Origin of the sequence: Terrabacter sp. Ter38, from assembly GCF_024519435.1 — a bacterium.
Lineage (GTDB): Bacteria > Actinomycetota > Actinomycetes > Actinomycetales > Dermatophilaceae > Terrabacter.
In genome coordinates, this window is record NZ_JALJRZ010000001.1 from 747126 (window position 1) to 767289 (window position 20164).

Below are 20164 nucleotides of genomic sequence, written 5' to 3' on the forward strand. Positions count from 1 at the left end.
GTCTGCCTATGATCGGCCCCATGGGTGGCAGGCACGAGGGCACCGGCGGCAGCCGGCTGCGTGCTCCTGCCGCTCACCGGGCCGTCGCGGCCCTCGCCTGTCCCGTCATCGGCTACTTCGTGGCCCGCCTGCTCGTACGGCTCGTCCCGTCGCTGCCCGCGACGATCGCGTATGCCGTGTGCGTGGCCCTCGCTCTGGCGCTCGGCTGGCGGGCGTGGTCGGCCCGCATCGACCTCGGGACGAAGAGCCTGCGCGTCCACAACACGCTCGCGACGACGACGATCGACCGGCGCCACGTCCGCCGTGTGACGTCGAGGGGACGCCTCGAGTGGCGGCGCGGCCAGGGCCGTCCCGTGCGCCTGCCGTCGGAGGCGCTGCGCGGAGCGTGGTGGACGGTCGGGACGGGGCGTTCGGCATACGCCTTCAACCGGCAGCGGCTCGAGAGCTGGATCCGGCTGTCGTCGCGGGTCGACCTCGACCCCGAGGCCGCCTGAGGCCGACCGGTCACGTGCTCGCACGACAGCGGCCCCCGACCACGATGGTCGGGGGCCGCCGTCGTGCGGCGTCGGGCACTCGGCCCGACGCGGCGGTCAGTCCTTGGCGGCCGTGATCGCCTCGGTCGCCTGCGGGAGGACGGTGAAGAGGTCGCCGACGACGCCGAAGTCGACGAGCTCGAAGATCGGGGCCTCGTTGTCCTTGTTGACGGCCACGATCGTCTTGGACGTCTGCATGCCGGCGCGGTGCTGGATGGCACCGGAGATGCCGCACGCGACGTAGAGCTGGGGGCTGACCTGCTTGCCCGTCTGGCCGACCTGGCTGGTGTGCGGGTACCAGCCGGCGTCGACCGCGGCACGCGAGGCGCCGACGGCGGCGCCGAGGCTGTCGGCGAAGTCCTCGACCGTGGAGAAGTCGCCACCGGTGCCACGGCCGCCGGAGACCACGATGGCGGCCTCGGTCAGCTCGGGGCGGCCGGTGGCCTGCTTCGGCTTGGACTCGGTGATCTTGGCGCCCTTGGCAGCCTCGGACGGGGTGAAGTCGAGCACCTCGTCCGCGGCCGCACCGGCGACCTCCTCGGGGGTGGCCGAGTTGGGCTTGACGGCCACGATGGGCGTGCCCTTCGTGACGGTGGCCGACACCGTGTAGGAGCCGGCGAAGACCGACTGCGTCGTCGCGACACCCCCGCTGCCGTCACCAGCGGCCTGGACGTCGACGGCGTCGGTGATCAGGCCCGACTCCGTCTTGACGGCGAGGCGGGCGGCGATCTCCTTGCCCTCCGGCGAGGACGGCACGAGGACCGCGGCCGGGGACGCCGAGGAGACGAGCTGGGCGAGCAGCTCGGCCTGCGGGACGACGAGGTGCTCGAGCACCTCGGGCGACTCGACGCGGTAGACCTTCTCGGCGCCGAAGCGGGCGAGGGTGTCCTTGGCGGCGTCGAAGCCGGGGCCGATGAAGACGGCGGACGGCTCGCCGAGGCGGCGGGCGATCGTCAGCAGCTCCGAGGTGGTCTTGCGGACCTTGCCCTCGACGTGGTCGACGAGCACGAGTACTTCAGCCATGGTGCGGATCTCCTTTGCTGGCTGGGAAGGTCAGGGGCAGGTCAGACGAACTTGCGCTCGGTGAGGAACGCGGCGAGCTTGGCGCCGCCGTCGCCCTCGTCGGCGACGATCTCGCCCTGGCTGCGCGGGGGGCGCGCGGTGAAGGACTCGACCTTCGTCCAGGCGGCGTCGAGGCCGACCTGCGCGGCGTCCACGCCGAGGTCGGCCAGGCTCCACTGCTCGACGGGCTTCTTCTTCGCGGCCATGATCCCCTTGAAGGAGGGGTAGCGCGGCTCGTTGATCTGGTCGGTGACCGACACGAGGGCCGGCAGCGTGGCCGTGATCGTCTGGGTCGAGGCATCGCCGTCGCGGCGGATCGTCGCCGTGGAGCCCTCGACGGTCAGCTCGGACGCGAACGTCACGGCCGGCAGGCCGAGTCGCTCGGCGAGCATCGCGGGCACGACACCCATGGTGCCGTCGGTCGAGGCCATCCCGGTGACGACGAGGTCGACAGCCGTCTCAGCCCCGATCTTCTTGATGGCCTCGGCGAGGACGAGGGAGGTCGCGATGGCGTCGGAGCCGTGGATGGCGGCGTCGTTGACGTGCACGGCTTTGTGGGCGCCCATCTGCAGGGCCTTCTTGACGGCGTCGGCGGCGGCGTCGGGGCCCACCGTCAGGACGGTGACCTCACCCTCGCCGGCCTCGACGATCTTCAGGGCCTCCTCGACCGCGTACTCGTCGAGCTCCGACAGCAGACCGTCGACGTTCTCGCGGTCGGTCGTGTTGTCAGATGCGTTGAACGTGCGCTCGGCCTGGGCGTCCGGCACGTACTTGACACAGACGACGATGTTCATGGGTGAACGTCCTCTTCCGTTGCTGGTGGTGGTGCTCATGGAACTGCCGGAGGTCGCTCCGGCACTGCCGTCCATCCTCTCACTGAGCGGCCGCTCAGTCCGCACGCCTCTGGCGTGACGCTCACCACCAGACCCTTGGCGTATGCCGCCCCTGTCGTCCGCGCGCACGCGGCGGGCCTGCCGGGTGGGCCTGCCGGGTGGGCCTGCCGGGTGGGCCCGGACGAGCAAAACCGGTTGTCGAGGGTGGTCCGACCTGCGGAGGATGGGCGCCATGTCGTCCGCCTCTCCCGTCCCGTCCACGAGCCCCCGGGTCGCCCTCGTCACCGGGGTCGGCAGGCGCCGTTCGATCGGCTCCGAGCTCGCCCTCGGACTCGCCACGGACGGCTGGGACCTCGCCCTCGGCCACTGGCAGCCCTACGACGAGCGGCTCGGCTACGAGCGCGGCACCGATGACCCGGCGGCCGTCGCCGACGAGTGCCGAGCGCTGGGTCGCCGCGTCGAGCTCGTGCCCGGCGACCTCTCGGACCCGGCTGTCCCCGAGGCCCTCGTCGCCACGGCGACGGAGCGGCTCGGACCCGTGACCGGCCTGGTCATGTCGCACTGCGAGTCGGTCGACAGCGGGATCCTCACGACCTCGCTCGAGAGCTGGGAGCGGCACTACGCCGTCAACGCCCGTGCCACCTGGCTCCTCATCCGCGCGTTCGCCGAGCGGCTCCCCGAGCAGGCAGCGGGTGGCCCCGCAGCCGCGCACGTCGTGGCGCTGACGAGCGACCACACGGCGCACAACCTGCCCTACGGCTCGAGCAAGGGCGCCCTCGACCGCATCGTCATCGCGGCGGCGATCGAGCTGGCCGCCCGCGGGGTGCGTGCCAACGTCATCAACCCCGGCCCGATCGACACGGGCTGGATGGACGACCGGCTCCGGGCCCTCGGCACCGCTGACACCCCCGCGGGCCGGCTCGGCACGCCGCGCGACACGGCCGACCTGGTGCGCTTCCTGCTCTCGGAGCAGGGCGGCTGGATCAACGGCCAGCTGCTCTACAGCAACGGCGGCTTCAAGACCTCCTGACCGCAACCGCGCCACGGCGAGTGTCCCGCGCCGGACCGCATACGTCCCCGCCACGCCAACTGCGCCACGGCGCAGCAAGCGCGCCACATCTGCCCCACCGACCCTGCCAACTGCGCCACGGCGCAACAGGCGCGCCAGATCTGCCCCCACCGACCCTGCCTCCCAAGGGTCGGGTGACACGGACCGGCGGTCAGGCGGGGTCGACGTCGGCGGTCTCGAGGACGTGGAAGGCCGGCTCCTCGTAGGGGTGCGCGGCCCGGAGCGCGGCGACGACATCGGCCCGGAGCGCCCGGTCGAGGACGAGCTCGACGCGGTTCTCGGAGACCTTCTCGAGGTCACCGACCGTGCCGATCGTCGGTGTCGCGCCGGCAACCGGTCGGAACTGCCCCGTGCCGCGGGTGACGAAGGCGCACTCGCGGTAGTCGCCGACAGTCCCGGCCCCGGCGGCGAAGAGTGCCTCGAGCAACGCGTCGGTGTCACCGACGGGGACGTAGACGACGAGGACGTCGAGGGGCCGGCGGCCGGGCACGGCGGTCACGGCACAGTCCTCCCGAGCTCCCGGAGACGCCCGAGGCGGACCCACCGGCACGGGCGCCGCGGGCCCGCCTCGGGCGGCGTGCGGGTGAGGGTCATCGACCCTCGAACTGCGCCTTGCCGGGACCGTGCTCGACGAACGAGGACATGCCGATCTCCCGGTCCTTCGTCGCGAAGAGCGAGGCGAAGAGCAGCCGCTCGATCTCGAGCCCGGTCTCGAGGTCGACCTCGAGACCACGGTCGATGGCCTCCTTGGCGGCGCGGACGGCATACGACGCGGCACCGACGAAGGTCGACGCCCACTCCCGAGAAGCGGTGTAGACGTCGGCGGCCGGCACGACCTTGTCGGCGAGGCCGATGGCGAGCGCCTCCCGGGCGTCGACGAAGCGGCCGCTGAAGATGATCTCCTTGGCGCGCGAGGCTCCGACGAGACGCGAGAGGCGCTGCGTGCCGCCGGCCCCCGGGATGATGCCGAGGAGGATCTCGGGCTGGCCGAGCTTGGCGTCGTCGGCGACGACACGGAAGTCGCACGCGAGCGCCAGCTCGCAGCCGCCACCGAGCGCATACCCCGTGATCGCGGCGATGACCGGCTTCGGGATGCGCGCCACGGCGCTGATCGAGCTCATGAGCGGACCGGAGCGCTCGACCATGTCGGTGTACGACATCGTCTGCATCTCCTTGATGTCCGCGCCAGCGGCGAAGACCCGCTCACCGCCGTAGACGATGACCGCCTTGACGTCGGTGCGCGCGGTCGCCTCGGCGGCGGCCTCGCGGATCTCCTCCTGGACCTGGACGTTGAGGGCGTTCATCTTCGGCCGGTCGAGACGGATCGTGCCGACGCCGTCCTCGACCTCGAGCCGGACGAACTCGCCCATCAGGCGTCGCCGGGAGCGGGCGCGTCGTCCATCGGCAGCCAGGACTGGAAGAAGAAGCCGACGCTCTGGAGGATGTGGTTGACCGACAGCGGCACGAGGATGTCGAGGTCGGCGTTGGGGGTCACGACGTGCTCGGCCGAGACGACGAGGCTCTCCTGGACGAGCGAGAGCTTGACGATGTTGAGCTGCATCGTCAGGTCGTTGCAGCGGGCGAGGCGCTCGTTGCGATCAGGCGAGACGGGCTCGGCCAGCTGCCACTGGCCGAAGAAGCGGACGAGGGCGAGGTCGCCCTCGGCGACGCGGGCGAAGAGGGTCGTGCTCGTGCCCTGGTCGTCGACGATGGCGAACTCGAGGTCGCCGTCGCCGTCGATGCTCGCCTCGATGCCGAGGCCCTTCAGCACGTCGAGGATGCGGTCGCGCACGGGCGCGTCACTGACGGAGGCGCCGTTGGGGCCGGCGTCGGGGGCGCTCGGCATGAAGTTGGGCAGCGAAGTCGGATCGGTCATGCGCCAACCGTAACGAGCCTGCGCGGCGAGGTCGATCCGGCCCGGGGGTGCGATCGGCCACCCCCTACGCTCGGACACATGTGCCCGCCCTCTCCCGCGACGCCAGACCTGCCTCCCGAGCACGGGGTCCGGCTCACCGCCGAAGGAGCCCAGTTCTCCGTCTACGCCGGCCATGCCCGGGCCGTCGAGGTGTGCCTCTTCGACACCGACGCCGACGGCGCCGAGACCGAGCGACGGGTGCCGCTGCGGCACCGGGCGCACGGCACGTGGTTCGACACCGTGCCGGGGGTCGGGGCGGGCCAGCGCTACGCCTTCCGCGTCGACGGCGACTGGGACCCCGACCGGTCCCTGCTGCACAACCCTGCCAAGCTGCTCCTCGACCCCTACGCCCGTGCCGTCGAGGGCGGCGTCCGGCTCGACCCGGCCGTCTACGCCCACCGCGTCGGCCCGGACCTACACGGTGACCTCTGGGTGCGTGACGACCGCGACTCAGCGCCACACATGCCCCGCTGCGTCATCGTCGAGGACGAGTTCGACTGGGGCGCAGACGAGTTCCCACGACGCTCACTCACCGAGTCGATCATCTACGAGGTCCACGTCAAGAACGCCACCCGGCTGCACCCGGGCGTCCCCGAGGAGCTCAGGGGGACGTATGCCGGCCTCGCCCACCCCGCGTTCGTCGACCACCTGCTCGGGCTGGGTGTCACGGCCGTCGAGCTCCTGCCGGTGCACACCTTCACGCACGAGCCCGACCTGGTGCTCCGCGAGCTGACGAACCACTGGGGCTACAACACGCTCGGGTTCTTCTCCCCGCACGCCGCCTACGCGTCGACGGCAGACCCGCAGGGCGCCCTCGACGAGTTCAAGACGATGGTCAAGGACCTCCACGCGGCCGGTATCGAGGTCCTTCTCGACGTCGTCTACAACCACACGGCCGAGAACGCCCGCGAGGGGATGACGCTCTCGTGGCGCGGGCTCGACCAGCGGGCGTACTACCGCGTCGACGGTCGGGGCCGCGACATCGACGTCACCGGGTGCGGCAACACCCTCGACCTGACGCACCCCGTCGTCGCCCGGATGGTCCTCGACTCGCTGCGCTACTGGGTGCAGGAGTGCCACGTCGACGGCTTCCGCTTCGACCTCGCCGTCGCCCTCGGCCGCGGCAAGGACGACGGCTTCGACCGCGACCACCCGTTCCTCGTGGCCCTGCGCACCGACCCCGTCCTGTCCCGCGCCAAGCTCGTGGCCGAGCCGTGGGACCTCGGCATCCACGGCTGGCGCACCGGGCAGTTCCCGCCGCCGTTCTCGGAGTGGAACGACCGCTACCGCGACACGACCCGGACCTTCTGGCTGCGCGACCTCGCCGCCTCCGCGTTAGGAGGGGTCGGCCACGGCGTCCGCGAGCTGGCCACCCGCCTGGCCGGGTCGCAGGACCTCTTCGACCGACACGACCGCGGCACCATCGCCTCCGTCAACTTCGTGACAGCTCACGACGGCTTCACGCTCGCCGACCTGACGACCTACGACACGAAGCACAACGGTGCGAACGGCCACAGCGGCGCCGACGGCTCCAACGACAACCGGTCGTGGAACCACGGCGTGGAGGGCCGCACCGACGACTGCGCCATCACGACCGCGCGGCGCCGCTCGATCCGCAACCTGCTCGGCACGCTCCTGCTGTCGACCGGCGTGCCCATGCTCAACGCCGGTGACGAGCTGGGACGGAGCCAGCGCGGCAACAACAACCCCTACTCCCAGGACAACGAGATCAGCTGGATGTCCTGGGACCTCGAGCCATGGCAGGCCGACCTCCTCGACACGACGCGGCACCTCGTCCGACTGCGGCACGAACACCCCGTGCTCCGGCAACGGGCGTTCTTCTCCGGCAGGCAGATCCATGCGGATGGCTCGACCGACCTCGGGTGGTTCGCGGCCGACGGACACCCCATGGGCGATCGCTGGGACGGCCCTGCCGCCCACGTCCTGCAGGGCCTCTACGACGGTGCGCGCCTCTCCCAGCGGTCGGTGCTCATCGTCGTCAACGGCTCGGCGCACCCGGTCGAGGTCACCCTGCCGACGGCGCCCGGAGCGGCGGCCTACGAGCTGCTCTGGGACAGCGCCGAGGAGCGGCCCGCTCCCCCGTCGGATGCCGTCGACGCGGGCGTCCCCGTCATGATGGGTGCCGCATCGATGCGTGTCTGGCGCTCGACCGCCGACTGACGTCGAGACCCCGGCACACGGCATACGTCCTCGGACGACGAGAGCCCGGACCCCACGCGGGGTCCGGGCTCTCGTCAACGAGCCTCAGGCGTTGCGCGCGAGTCCCAGCTCGGCCGGCCCGGCGAGGCCGGGGTGCTTCGGGACGACGCGGACGCTGTAGCCGAACGACCCGGTGCGGCGCAGCGGCTGCGAGCCGGCGAACTGGTGCCGGCCGTCGGCGTAGGACTCGACGAGGGTGAGCGGGGCGACCTCCATGCCCCACAGCTCGTCGACGTCGTTGACGTGTCCGTGGACGAGCTGCACCTCGACGTCGTCGGGGGTGAGCCCGTCGAGGGCGACGTAGGCGCGCAGGTCGAGGACGTCGCCGATCTGCGGCGAGTCCGACAGGCCCGAGGACTCGACGTGCTCGACCTTGACCTTGGGCCAGGCCGTGCGGATCTTCGTCTTGTAGGTGGCGAGGTCCTTGGCGCCGGCGAACTCCGACCCGGACACCGAGCGCCCGGCTCCGGCGGCGGGGCTGTAGAGCTGCTCCGTGTAGTCCTGCACCATGCGGCTCGCGAGCACCTTCGGACCGAGCGTCTTGAGGGTGTGGGTCATCATGGCGATCCAGCCCTGCGGCAGACCCGCGGCGTCCCGGTCGTAGAACTTCGCGGCGACGTCGTTCTCGATGAGGTCGTAGAGCGCCGAGGCCTCGATGTCGTCACGCCGGTCGGCGTCCTCGACGCCGTCGGCGGTCGGGATCGCCCAGCCGTTGCGACCGTCGAACCACTCGTCCCACCACCCGTCGAGGATCGAGAGGTTGAGGCCACCGTTGAGAGCCGCCTTCATGCCCGACGTGCCGCACGCCTCGAACGGGCGCAGCGGGTTGTTGAGCCAGACGTCGCAGCCCGGGTAGAGGTGCTGGGCCATCGCGATGTCGTAGTTGGGCAGGAAGACGATGCGGTGACGCACCTCGGGGTCGTCGGCGAAGCGGACCATCTCCTGGATGAGGCGCTTGCCGGTCTCGTCGGCCGGGTGCGACTTGCCGGCGATGACGAGCTGCACCGGGCGCTCCGGGTGGAGCAGGAGGCGCTTGAGCCGCTCGGGGTCGCGCAGCATCAGGGTGAGGCGCTTGTACGTCGGGACGCGCCTGGCGAAGCCGATCGTCAGCACGTCGGGGTCGAGGATGTCCTCGACCCAGCCGAGCTCGGCGTCGCTCGCGCCACGCTTCTGCCACGAGGCCTTGACGCGACGCCGCGCGTCGGCGACGAGCTTCTCGCGCATCACGCGCTTGGTCGACCACACGGCGTCTGCGGGCACCTCGTCGATGCGTTCCCAGGCGTTCTCGCCGGAGATGTCGGTGGTGCCGAGGTGCTTGCGGGCCACGTCGTAGACGGCCCGGTCGACCCAGGTCGGGGCGTGGACACCGTTGGTGATGCTCGAGATCGGGACCTCGACGTCGTCGAAGCCCGGCCACAGTCCGTCGAACATCTCGCGGCTCACGACGCCGTGCAGCTGGGACACGCCGTTGGCGCGCTGCGCGAGACGCAGGCCCATGACGGCCATGTTGAAGATGCCCGGCTGGCCACCCTCGTAGTCCTCGGCGCCGAGGGCGAGCAGGCGCTCGACCGGCACTCCGGGGATGGCGTTGGCGCCGCCGAAGAAGAGGTTGATCTTCGCGGCGTCGAAGCGGTCGATGCCGGCGGGCACGGGCGTGTGGGTCGTGAAGACCGTCGCGGCGCGCACGGCCTCGAGGGCCTCGTCGAAGGTCAGGCCGTGGTCGCGGACCAGCTCGGTGATGCGCTCGACGCCGAGGAAGCCGGCGTGGCCCTCGTTGGTGTGGTAGACCTCCGGCGTCGGGTCGCCGGACAGGCGGGACCACAGACGCAGGGCGCGGACACCACCGATGCCGAGGAGCAGCTCCTGCTCGAGGCGGGTGTCGCCGCCGCCGCCGTAGAGCGACTCGGTGACCTTGCGGGTCTGCTCGTCGTTGCCGGGCACGTCGGAGTCGAGCAGCAGCAGGGGCACGCGGCCGACCTGCGCCTTCCAGACGTGGGCGTGCAGCTGGCGGCCCGCGGGCAGGCTCACGGTGACGACGGCAGGCGTGCCGTCCTCCTCGCGCAGCAGCGACAGCGGGAGACCGTCGGGGTCGAGGACGGGGTAGGTCTCGACCTGCCACCCGTCGCGGTTGAGCGACTGCTTGAAGTAGCCGGTCTTGTAGAAGAGCCCGACGCCGACGATCGGCACACCGAGGTCCGACGCGGTCTTGAGGTGGTCGCCGGCCAGGATGCCGAGGCCGCCGGAGTACTGCGGCAGCACGGACGTGATGCCGAACTCCGGGCTGAAGTACGCGATCGCGGCCGGGGCGGCCTTGCCGGCGGCCTCCTGCTCGCGGCTCCACGACTGGTACCAGCGTTCGTCGGAGAGGTAGTGGTGCAGGTCCTCGTTGGCGGCCACGACACTGCCGACGAACTCGTCGTCGGCGGCCAGGGAGGCCAGCTCGTCGGAGGACAGGCGGGAGAGGAGCTTGACGGGGTCCTCACCGGCCTGGGCCCACTTGCGGGCGCTGATGCTCTCGAACAGGTCGCGGGTCGGCGGGTGCCAGGACCAGCGCAGGTTGCTCGCGAGGACGCCGAGTCCCTCGATGCGGCTCGGCAGGACGGTACGGACGCTGAAGCGACGGATGGCCTTCACAAGGGGACAGCATAGGGGTCGCGATGACGGCTTCTTGCAACCCTTGCAGCGGGGTTTCACCCATCGGACGGGGCCTCGGCGCGTCATGGGCCAAACGCTGCAACTTCGATACGGTCGATCACGTGACTGGCTCAGCGAAGAAGCCCCGTTCCAGCAAGCCGAACCGCGTGCGCAGCGCCGCTCCCCCAGCTCCACGACGCGACGATGCCACCCCGACCGCAGACACCGCGTTCGTCGACGACACCGAGGCAGGAGCCGTCCACCTCGCCCCCGACCACCCCGTGAGCGCGCCGCCGACCGTCGAGGGCATGCCGGGTGGCGCGCTCCCGATGGGCCGCATCCCCGTGAGCGACGTCCGCCCTCTCGTCGACGGCGGCACGCGCCCGGCGAAGTCGGTCGTCGGCGAGGAGTTCACCGTCCGGGCCAAGGTCTTCCGCGAGGGCCACGACGCGGTCAACGCGACCGCAGTGCTCACCGACCCTGACGGCACCGACCACTACTTCGCCATGCACAGCGTCAACCCCGGCCTGTCCGAGTGGGCCGCCACCGTCGTCGCCGACCGCGAGGGTTGGTGGACCTACCGCGTCGAGGGCTGGTCCGACCCGTACGCGACGTGGGTGCACGACGCCGGCATCAAGATCGCCGCCGGCGTCGACGAGGACCTCATGTGCGCCGAGGGCGTCCGCGTGCTCGAGCGTTTCGCCACGGCCGTCCGCGGCCTCGGCGTCGACGCCTCCGAGATCGACAAGGGTGTCGTCGCCCTGGGCGACAACCGGACCCCGGCCGCGCACCGCTTCGGCGCGGCGACGTCACCGGAGATCGCCGGCCTCGCCGCCCTCGTGCCGCTGCGGGAGTTCGTGTCGGCCTCACCGGCATACTCCCTGCTCGTCGAGCGCGAGCGCGCGCTCTACGGCGCCTGGTACGAGATCTTCCCCCGGTCCGAGGGCGCCCACCGCGACGAGAAGACCGGCGAGTGGGTCTCGGGAACGTTCAGGTCCGCCGCCGAGCGGCTGCCCGCCATCGCCGACATGGGCTTCGACGTCGTCTACCTGACGCCGATCCACCCGATCGGGACGACGGCCCGCAAGGGCCGCAACAACTCGCTCGCGGCCCAGCCCGGCGACCCGGGATCCCCTTATGCCATCGGGTCGCCCGACGGCGGCCACGACGCGATCCACCCCGACCTCGGCACGTTCGAGGACTTCGACCACTTCGTCGCCGAGACGCGACGGCTCGGCATGGAGGTGGCTCTCGACATCGCGTTGCAGGCCTCCCCCGACCACCCGTGGGTCCAGACCCACCCCGACCTCTTCACGACGCGGGCCGACGGCACCATCGCCTACGCCGAGAACCCGCCGAAGAAGTACCAGGACATCTACCCGCTCAACTTCGACAACGACCCGGCCGGGTCCTACGCCGAGGTACGCCGGGTCATCCAGGTGTGGCTCGACCACGGGGTGCGCATCTTCCGCGTCGACAACCCCCACACGAAGCCGGTCGCCTTCTGGCAGTGGCTGATCGCCGATGTCGCACAGAACCACCCCGACACCATCTGGCTGTCCGAGGCCTTCACCAAGCCGGCGATGATGCACCACCTCGCCAAGGCCGGCTTCCAGCAGAGCTACACCTACTACGCGTGGCGCAACGCGAAGTGGGAGCTCGAGGAGTACGGCACCGAGCTCGCGGGCGAGGACACCGGGTCGGCGTACATGCGCCCGGCCTTCTGGCCGACGACGCACGACATCCTCACCCCATACATGCAGTACGGCGGCCCCACCGCGTGGAAGCTGCGCGCCGCGGTCGCCGCGACGATGGCCCCGACGTACGGCATCTACGCCGGCTACGAGCTGATGGAGCACGTGGCCCGTCCGGGGGCCGAGGAACAGCTCGACAACGAGAAGTACGAGTACAAGGACCGCCAGTGGTACCTCTACGAGCCGGGCGGGCCCCTCGAGAGCCGCTCGCTCGCCTGGTACCTCAAGCGGCTCAACGACATCCGCTCCTGGCACCCCGCGCTGCACTGGCTGCGCAACCTGCGCTTCCACGCCGCCGACGACGAGAACGTCATGGTCTTCAGCAAGTCCCGTGTCGTCGACCGGGCCACGGGCGAGCGCGACACCGTCCTCGTCATCGCCAACCTCGACCCGCACGCCACGCGTGAGACGTGGGTGCACCTCGACATGGAGGCACTGGGTATGGCCACGTGGTCGACGTTCGACGCACACGACCACATCACGAACCAGACGTGGGAGTGGCGCCAGGACAACTTCGTGCGGCTCGGTCCCGACTCCGAACCCGTCCACATCATCCACGTGAGGAGCCACTGACGCATGCAGGGCCTCAACCTGTCCCAGCCCGGCCTCAAGCACGACCCGCAGTGGTTCAAGAAGGCAGTCTTCTACGAGGTGCTCGTCCGCGCCTTCGCCGACTCGAAGGGCTCCGGCGCCGGTGACTTCACCGGTCTCATCAACCGGCTCGACTACCTCCAGTGGCTCGGGGTCGACTGCCTCTGGCTGCCGCCCTTCTACGCGTCGCCGCTGCGCGACGGCGGCTACGACATCGCCGACTACAAGGCCGTCCTGCCCGAGTTCGGCACGCTGCCGGAGTTCACCGAGCTCGTCTCGCAGGCCCACGCCCGAGGCATCCGCATCGTCACCGACTTCGTCATGAACCACACGAGTGACCAGCACCCGTGGTTCCAGGCGAGCCGTGCCGAGCCCGACGGCCCCTACGGCGACTTCTACGTCTGGTCCGACACCGACGACGGCTACGACGACGCGCGCATCATCTTCGTCGACACCGAGGTGTCGAACTGGACCTTCGACCCGGTGCGCCGGCAGTTCTTCTGGCACCGCTTCTTCAGCCACCAGCCCGACCTCAACTTCGAGAACGAGGCCGTGCAGGAGGCGATGTTCGACATCGTGCGCTTCTGGATGGACCTCGGCATCGACGGCTTCCGTCTCGACGCGGTCCCCTACCTCTTCGAGGAGGAGGGCACCAACTGCGAGAACCTCCCGCGGACGCACGAGTTCCTCGCCAGGCTGCGCGCCATGGTCGACGCCGAGTACCCCGGCCGGATCCTGCTCGCGGAGGCCAACCAGCCGCCCGCCGAGGTCGTCGACTACTTCGGCACCGAGGAGGCGCCGGAGTGCCAGATGTGCTTCCACTTCCCGGTCATGCCCCGGCTCTATTACTCGCTCCGCGAGGAGACCGCCGCCCCGATCATCGACGTGCTCGCGGACACGCCGGCCATCCCGTCGGGCACCCAGTGGGGCACCTTCCTGCGCAACCACGACGAGCTGACGCTCGAGATGGTGACGCCCGAGGAGCGCGCCGCGATGTACGGCTGGTACGCCCCCGACCCCCGTATGCGTGCCAACGTCGGCATCCGCCGCCGCCTCGCTCCCCTCCTCGACAACTCACGGCCCGAGATCGAGCTCATCCACGCGCTGATCCTCTCGCTCCCGGGGTCGCCGTGCCTCTACTACGGCGACGAGATCGGCATGGGCGACAACATCTGGCTCACCGACCGCGACGCGGTGCGGACACCGATGCAGTGGACCCCCGACCGCAACGCCGGCTTCTCGAGCGTCGACCCGGGCAAGCTCTACCTGCCCGTCATCAGCAGCCTCGTCTACCACTACAACAACATCAACGTCGAGGCGCAGATGGCGTCCTCGGCCTCGCTCCTGCACTGGGTACGCGGCATGCTCCAGATCCGTGGGCGCCACCCCGTCTTCGGGCTCGGCGACTTCACGATCGTCGAGGCCGACAACGAGGCCATCCTCGCCTTCACCCGCACGATGGAGGCCGACGGCAACGAGCCCGGCGAGGCCGTGCTCTGCGTCAACAACCTCTCGAGCCGGCCCCAGGCCGCGACGATCCAGCTCCCGGAGGAGCTCGCCGGACGTGAGCTCATCGACCTCTTCGGCGGCAGCGGCTTCCCGTGGGTGGCGAGCGACGGCCGCGTCACCCTGACGCTCGGCTCCCGGGACTTCTTCTGGCTCCGCCTGCGGGGCGGGGAGGACCGCGGCTGATGGCCATCGTGCACCAGGGCGCGACGATCGTGCCGACCAAGACCGAGATGGTCACCGAGTGGATGCCGCACCAGCGGTGGTACCACGGCAAGGGCCACGTGCCACAGCTGCGCCGTGTCGGCGGGTTCCGCTTCGAGGATCCCGAGGGCGAGGTGGGCTGCGAGACGCTGCTGCTCGCCGACGAGGCCGTGGCTCCGGCCGTCGTCTACCAGGTGCCCCTGACCTACCGCCCGGCCCCGCTCGAGGGCGCCGAGCACGCGCTGCTCGGCACGATGGAGCACAGCGTCCTCGGCACGCGGTGGGTCTACGACGGACCGCACGACCCGGTCTACGTCAGCCAGCTCATGGCCACGATCCTCGGCGGTGGCGTCTCCGACGACGCGCAGGCCTCGGTCGGCAGCAACGCGCTCGCCAGGGGCTCCTCGACCGGACACGCCGAGGGGTCGGTGTCGTCGTCGACCGTGCTCAGCGGCGAACAGTCCAACACGTCGGTCATCTGCCGCATGACCGCTCCTCACGGCGGCCCGGCCGAGCCCGTCATCGTCAAGGTCTTCCGCACCCTGCAGGACGGCGACAACCCCGACGTCGTCGTCCAGTCCGCGCTGACCCAGGAGGGCTCGGACCGCGTCCCGACGGCCATCGGCCACCTGTCGGGGGCCTGGGACGCCCCGGGCGACGGCGCGACGATGCACGGCCACCTCGCCTTCGCGCAGGAGTTCATCCCCGGGGTCGAGGACGCGTGGCGGGTCGCGCTCGTCGCCGCTGCGTCGGGCACGGACTTCACCGACCGTGCCCGTGACCTCGGCGTCGTCACCGCGCAGATCCACACGGCGCTCGCGCACGCCCTCGGCACCCACGAGGTGACGCCCGAGGCGCGAGAGGCCGTCGTCACGTCGATGCGCCAGAGGTATGCCGCCGCCTTGGCGCTCGTGCCCGACCTCGCCTCCCGCTCGGCCGCCGTCGAACGCGTCGTCGCGTCCGTGCGCGACGTGCACTGGCCGTCGCTGCAGCGGATCCACGGCGACTACCACCTCGGCCAGGTGCTCGACGTGCCCGAGCGCGGGTGGGTGGCCCTGGACTTCGAGGGCGAGCCACTGCGCCCGCTCGCCGAACGCGTACTCCCCGATCTCACGGCGCGCGACGTCGCGGGGATGCTGCGCTCCTTCGACTACGCCGCGGGCTCCGTGGCGCTGGCCGAGTCACCGGTCGACGCGACTGCCTGGGCGGCGGCCTGCCGGGCTGCCTTCCTCGACGGGTACGCCTCCGTCGCAGGGGCGCCCGACGCCGACGCGCAGGCACTGACCCGCGCGCTCGAGCTCGACAAGGCGCTCTACGAGGTGGTCTACGAGGCCCGCAACCGGCCCTCGTGGCTGCCGATCCCGCTCGGCGCCGTCGAGCGACTCACCACCGAGGAAGGCACGCCATGACTACCGAGACCGCCCACGGTCCCTCCCTCGACGACGCCGCCATCACGGCCTTCCTCCAGGGCCGCAACGGCCAGCCGCACGACCTGCTCGGCCACCACGTCGGGCCCGGCGGACTGACGATCACCGCCTACCGCCCCTTCGCCACCCGGGTCGGCGCCCGGCTCGACTCGGGTGAGCGGGTCGAGCTGCAGCACGTCCGCGACGGCATCTGGTCGATGACCTCGCCCGACTTCGGCACGACCCACGACTACCGCCTCCTCGTCGAGTACGGCGACGGCGTCGAGCACGAGCAGGACGACCCCTACCGCTTCGCCCCGACCCTCGGAGAGATCGACCGCCATCTCATCAACGAGGGGCGCCACGAGCAGCTGTGGACCGTCCTGGGCGCGCACGTGCGCCACTACCCGGGTCCCCTCGGGGACGTGTGGGGCGTGTCCTTCGCGGTGTGGGCCCCACGCGCACGCGCCGTCCACGTCATCGGGGACTTCAACGACTGGGACCGCCGCTCGCACCCGATGCGGGCGCTCGGCGAGAGCGGCATCTGGGAGCTCTTCCTGCCCGGCGCCCAGGAGGGGATGAACTACCAGTTCGCCGTGCGCGGCCCCGACGAGCTCGTCCGGCTCAAGAGCGACCCCATGGCGCGGATGACGGAGGTCGCGCCCAAACAGGCGGCCATCGTCACCGAGACCCACTACGACTGGCGCGACGACGACTGGATGGAGCGCCGCCGCACGGGAAACGCCCACCAGGGTCCGATGAGCATCTACGAGGTCCACCTCGGCTCGTGGCGCCAGGAGCTCGGCTACCGCGGTCTCGCCGAGCACCTCGTCAACTACGTGCGCGACCTCGGCTTCACGCACGTCGAGTTCCTGCCCGTCATGGAGCACCCGTACGTCCCGTCGTGGGGCTACCACGTGACCGGCTACTACGCCCCGAGCTCACGCTGGGGAAGCCCCGACGACTTCCGCTTCCTCGTCGACGAGCTTCACCGGGCCGGCATCGGGGTCCTGCTCGACTGGGTGCCCGGGCACTTCGCCACCGACGAGTGGGCCCTGGCTCGCTTCGACGGCCTGCCGCTCTACGAGCACCCGGACCCCCGCAAGGGCTGGCATCCCGAGTGGGGCTCCAACATCTTCGACTACGGCCGGCCCGAGGTGCGCAACTTCCTCGTCGCCAACGCCATCTACTGGCTCGAGGAGTTCCACCTCGACGGCCTACGCGTCGACGGCGTCGCCTCGATGCTCTACCTCGACTACGCCCGCGACGCCGGTGCCTGGGTGCCCAACAAGGACGGCGGGCGCGAGAACCTCGAGGCGGTCGAGCTGCTCAAGGAGACGAACGGCACCGCCTACAAGCGCGTCGGCGGGATCGTCACGATCGCCGAGGAGTCGACGACGTGGCCGGGCGTCACGAAGCCGACCAACGAGGGCGGCCTCGGTTTCGGCTTCAAGTGGAACATGGGCTGGATGAACGACTCGCTGAAGTACCTCGGCGAGGAGCCCATCTACCGCAGCTACCACCACGGCAAGCTCACCTTCTCGCTCATGTACGCCTTCGACGAGAACTTCGTGCTGCCGATCAGCCACGACGAGGTCGTCCACGGCAAGGGCTCGCTGCTGCGCAAGTCGCGCGGCCCGCGCGAGGAGCAGGTCGCGACCCTCCGCGCCTTCCTCGCCTACCTCTGGTGCCACCCCGGCAAGCAGCTGCTCTTCATGGGCTGCGAGTTCGGCCAGGAGTCCGAGTGGTCCGAGGGACGCAGCCTCGACTGGTGGTTGCTCGAGCAGCCGCTGCACTACCGCGTCCACAACCTCGTCAAGGACCTCAACGGCATCTACCGGGGCAACCGGGCGCTGTGGGAGCTCGACGCCGACCGCTCGGGCTTCGAGTGGCTCGAGGCCGACGACGCAGCCCACAACACGTTCTCGTGGCTGCGCTTCGGCACGGGCGACCGGGCGACCGATGCCCCCGTCGTGGCGTGCGTCATGAACTTCAGCGGCGAGACGCAGCAGTCCTACCGCATCGGCCTGCCGCGCGGCGGGCGGTGGACGGTCGTCCTCGACACGGCCGGCTACCACCCGGATGCCCCGAGCAGCACCGGCATCGTCGTCGAGGCGCGCGAGGAGGCCTGGCACCAGCAGCCGTATGCCGCCGACCTCACGGTCCCGCGCCTGTCGACCATCTGGCTCGTGCCCGTCGACGAGCCCTCCGTCCCGGCCGTCGTGGCCGGGACCGTCGCGAGCAGCGACGCCGGCCCGAACCCGAACGGAGACCCCTCATGACCCACCCGCGCGCCGGTCAGCCCGCACAGGCCGAGGACCTCGTCGACGTCGACGCCCTCGTCGGGGCGTACTACGACCGGCACCCCGACGTCGACGACCCCGACCAGCAGGTCGCGTTCGGCACGTCGGGCCATCGCGGGTCGAGCCTGCGCACGGCGTTCAACGAGGACCACATCCTCGCCACGACCCAGGCCATCGTCGACTACCGCGTCTCGCAAGGCTTCGACGGGCCTCTCTTCATCGGCCGCGACACGCATGCCCTGTCCGAGCCCGCGTGGCGCTCGGCGCTCGAGGTGCTCGTGGCCAACGGTGTGCAGGTGCTCGTCGACGACCGGGACGGGTTCACCCCGACCCCGGCGGTCTCGCACGCCATCCTCCGCGCCAACCGCGGCAAGAACTCCGGGGCCCCCGGGCTGGCGGACGGCATCGTCGTCACGCCGTCCCACAACCCCCCGGCCGACGGCGGCTTCAAGTACAACCCGCCGCACGGTGGACCGGCCGACACCGACGCGACGTCGGTCATCGCCGAGCGCGCCAACGACCTCATCCGCGATGGCATGCGCGAGGTCCGCCGCGTCGCCTTCGAGCAGGCGCGCAGCGAGGCCGGCTCCTACGACTTCATGGGCACCTACGTCGACGACCTGCCGAACGTCGTCGACCTCGCCCGCGTCCGGGAGGCCGGCGTGCGCATCGGAGCCGACCCGCTGGGCGGCGCGTCCGTCGCCTACTGGGGCGAGATCGGCGAGCGTCACGGGCTCGACCTCACGGTCGTCAACCCGCGCGTCGACCCGCAGTGGGCCTTCATGACCCTCGACTGGGACGGCAAGATCCGGATGGACTGCAGCTCGCCGTCGGCGATGGCCTCGCTCATCCACGCCAAGGACGCCTACGACATCTCGACGGGCAACGACGCCGACGCCGACCGGCACGGCATCGTCACGCCCGACGCCGGCCTGATGAACCCCAACCACTACCTCGCCGTCGCCATCCAGTACCTCTACGGCGGCGCCCGACCGGGTTGGCCCGAGAGCACCGCCATCGGCAAGACCCTCGTGTCCTCGTCGATGATCGACCGGGTCGCCTCCGACCTCGGCCGCACGCTCCTCGAGGTCCCCGTGGGCTTCAAGTGGTTCGTGCCCGGACTGCTCGACGGCTCGGTCGGGTTCGGCGGGGAGGAGTCCGCCGGGGCGAGCTTCCTGCGCCAGGACGGCACGGTCTGGTCGACCGACAAGGACGGCATCCTGCTCGCCCTCCTGGCGTCCGAGATCCTCGCCGCGACCGGCAGGACGCCCAGCCAGCACTACGCCGAGCTGACCGCGCGACACGGCGACCCGGCATACGCCCGCATCGACGCGGCGGCGTCGCGTGAGGACAAGGCCAAGCTCGGCGCCCTCTCCCCCAGCGACGTGACGGCGCAGTCCCTTGCGGGAGAGCCGATCACCGGCAAGCTGACCGAGGCCCCGGGCAACGCCGCGAAGATCGGCGGCCTCAAGGTGACGACCGAGAGCGCGTGGTTCGCCGCACGGCCGTCCGGCACCGAGGACGTCTACAAGATCTACGCCGAGTCCTTCCAGGGCGCCGAGCACCTCGCCCGCGTCCAGGCCGAGGCCAAGGACGTCGTGTCGGCGGCCCTCGGCGGATGAGCGAGCTCGACGACCCTGGTCCGCGGGGCCGACTGGTGCTCGTGACGGCGGCCCGGGCCCCGGCCCGGGCCGTCCTCGCCTCAGCCGTCGCTGCCCGTCTCCAGCGGGCGGTCGTCGTCGACGGCGCGGCACTCGAGGCGGCCGTCACGAGCGGCGCCGTCCCCGGGTGGGACGAGCCACCGACGTCCGAACAGCTGCGGAGGCGGCTGCTGCGCTGGTCGGCGGCCCTGGCCGTCGCCGAGACCTACCAGCTCGAGGGCCTCGACGCGGTCGTCGCCGAGGACGCGCTCGGTGACCGGCTCGAGGACTTCCTCGACCTCGTCGAGCCGGAGCCGGTCCACGTGGTCGTCGTCCGAGACGGCGCCGACCCCGCGACCCCGCACTGGGGCCTGTGGGTCGACGGCACGGACCCGGTCGAGGCCACGGCCGACGACGTGGTCAGCCGGCTGGCCGACGCCCTCGTCGTCACGTCGGCCACCTGACGCCGACGGCGCGCAACCGCCCGCCGACAG

The 20164-nt window shown here is 71.2% G+C and carries 15 protein-coding genes; 9 read left to right on the top strand and 6 right to left on the bottom strand.

Features of this window, described 5'->3' with window-relative positions; translation table 11 throughout:
- Positions 1 to 20: 20 nt before the first annotated feature.
- On the top strand, positions 21 to 494 hold the full coding sequence (locus NR112_RS03465; protein ID WP_256792574.1) for a hypothetical protein: 474 nt from the start codon (positions 21 to 23) through the stop codon (positions 492 to 494).
- 96 nt (positions 495 to 590) lie between these two features.
- Here the strand turns inward: NR112_RS03465 and NR112_RS03470 are convergent, their stop codons facing one another.
- The gene (locus NR112_RS03470; protein ID WP_256792575.1) at positions 591 to 1556 is read right to left on the bottom strand and encodes an electron transfer flavoprotein subunit alpha/FixB family protein; all 966 of its coding nucleotides are present in this window, start codon (positions 1554 to 1556) and stop codon (positions 591 to 593) included.
- A gap of 41 nt (positions 1557 to 1597) precedes the next feature.
- Positions 1598 to 2389, bottom strand: coding sequence for an electron transfer flavoprotein subunit beta/FixA family protein (locus NR112_RS03475; RefSeq protein WP_256792848.1), 792 nt, complete (start codon positions 2387 to 2389; stop codon positions 1598 to 1600).
- A gap of 271 nt (positions 2390 to 2660) precedes the next feature.
- Here NR112_RS03475 and NR112_RS03480 point away from each other — a divergent pair, with 271 nt between their 5' ends.
- Complete coding sequence (locus NR112_RS03480) at positions 2661 to 3458, top strand: SDR family oxidoreductase (RefSeq protein ID WP_256792576.1); 798 nt, start codon at positions 2661 to 2663, stop codon at positions 3456 to 3458.
- Between the two features lie 190 nt (positions 3459 to 3648).
- On the opposite strand, the gene NR112_RS03485 is transcribed toward NR112_RS03480, so the two are convergent.
- From NR112_RS03485 to NR112_RS03495, 3 genes are all read right to left on the bottom strand, one after another.
- The gene (locus NR112_RS03485; protein ID WP_256792577.1) at positions 3649 to 3996 is read right to left on the bottom strand and encodes a hypothetical protein; all 348 of its coding nucleotides are present in this window, start codon (positions 3994 to 3996) and stop codon (positions 3649 to 3651) included.
- Positions 3997 to 4087: 91 nt separating this feature from the next.
- Positions 4088 to 4867 (bottom strand): enoyl-CoA hydratase/isomerase family protein, encoded by a 780-nt coding sequence (locus NR112_RS03490; protein WP_256792578.1) that lies wholly within the window; start codon positions 4865 to 4867, stop codon positions 4088 to 4090.
- On the bottom strand, positions 4867 to 5373 hold the full coding sequence (locus NR112_RS03495; protein WP_256792579.1) for a YbjN domain-containing protein: 507 nt from the start codon (positions 5371 to 5373) through the stop codon (positions 4867 to 4869). The genes NR112_RS03490 and NR112_RS03495 overlap by 1 nt, the downstream gene beginning before the upstream one ends.
- 78 nt (positions 5374 to 5451) lie before the next feature.
- Between NR112_RS03495 and glgX the strand changes: the two genes are divergently transcribed.
- Entirely contained in the window at positions 5452 to 7593 is a 2142-nt protein-coding gene (glgX, locus tag NR112_RS03500; RefSeq protein WP_256792580.1) for a glycogen debranching protein GlgX, read from the top strand.
- 84 nt (positions 7594 to 7677) lie between these two features.
- Here glgX and glgP read toward each other — a convergent pair whose 3' ends face one another.
- Positions 7678 to 10266, bottom strand: a complete 2589-nt coding sequence (gene glgP / locus NR112_RS03505; RefSeq protein WP_256792581.1) for an alpha-glucan family phosphorylase — start codon at positions 10264 to 10266, stop codon at positions 7678 to 7680.
- A gap of 308 nt (positions 10267 to 10574) precedes the next feature.
- On the opposite strand from glgP, the gene NR112_RS03510 reads away from it, so the two are divergent.
- From NR112_RS03510 to NR112_RS03535, 6 genes are read left to right on the top strand one after another with little or no spacing between them, the layout of a single operon-like run.
- Positions 10575 to 12593: an alpha-1,4-glucan--maltose-1-phosphate maltosyltransferase gene (locus NR112_RS03510; RefSeq protein ID WP_256792849.1), complete on the top strand. Its 2019-nt coding sequence runs from the start codon at positions 10575 to 10577 to the stop codon at positions 12591 to 12593.
- Positions 12594 to 12596: 3 nt separating this feature from the next.
- Entirely contained in the window at positions 12597 to 14303 is a 1707-nt protein-coding gene (gene treS, locus NR112_RS03515; protein WP_256792582.1) for a maltose alpha-D-glucosyltransferase, read from the top strand.
- Positions 14303 to 15730, top strand: coding sequence for an aminoglycoside phosphotransferase (locus tag NR112_RS03520; RefSeq protein ID WP_256792583.1), 1428 nt, complete (start codon positions 14303 to 14305; stop codon positions 15728 to 15730). The genes treS and NR112_RS03520 overlap by 1 nt, the downstream gene beginning before the upstream one ends.
- Positions 15727 to 18009, top strand: coding sequence for a 1,4-alpha-glucan branching protein GlgB (gene glgB / locus NR112_RS03525; protein WP_256792584.1), 2283 nt, complete (start codon positions 15727 to 15729; stop codon positions 18007 to 18009). Before NR112_RS03520 ends, glgB begins: the two co-directional genes overlap by 4 nt.
- The gene (gene pgm, locus NR112_RS03530; RefSeq protein ID WP_256792585.1) at positions 18006 to 19652 is read left to right on the top strand and encodes a phosphoglucomutase (alpha-D-glucose-1,6-bisphosphate-dependent); all 1647 of its coding nucleotides are present in this window, start codon (positions 18006 to 18008) and stop codon (positions 19650 to 19652) included. The genes glgB and pgm overlap by 4 nt, the downstream gene beginning before the upstream one ends.
- Positions 19649 to 20134, top strand: coding sequence for a hypothetical protein (locus tag NR112_RS03535; protein ID WP_256792586.1), 486 nt, complete (start codon positions 19649 to 19651; stop codon positions 20132 to 20134). The genes pgm and NR112_RS03535 overlap by 4 nt, the downstream gene beginning before the upstream one ends.
- The last annotated feature ends 30 nt before the right edge of the window (positions 20135 to 20164 follow it).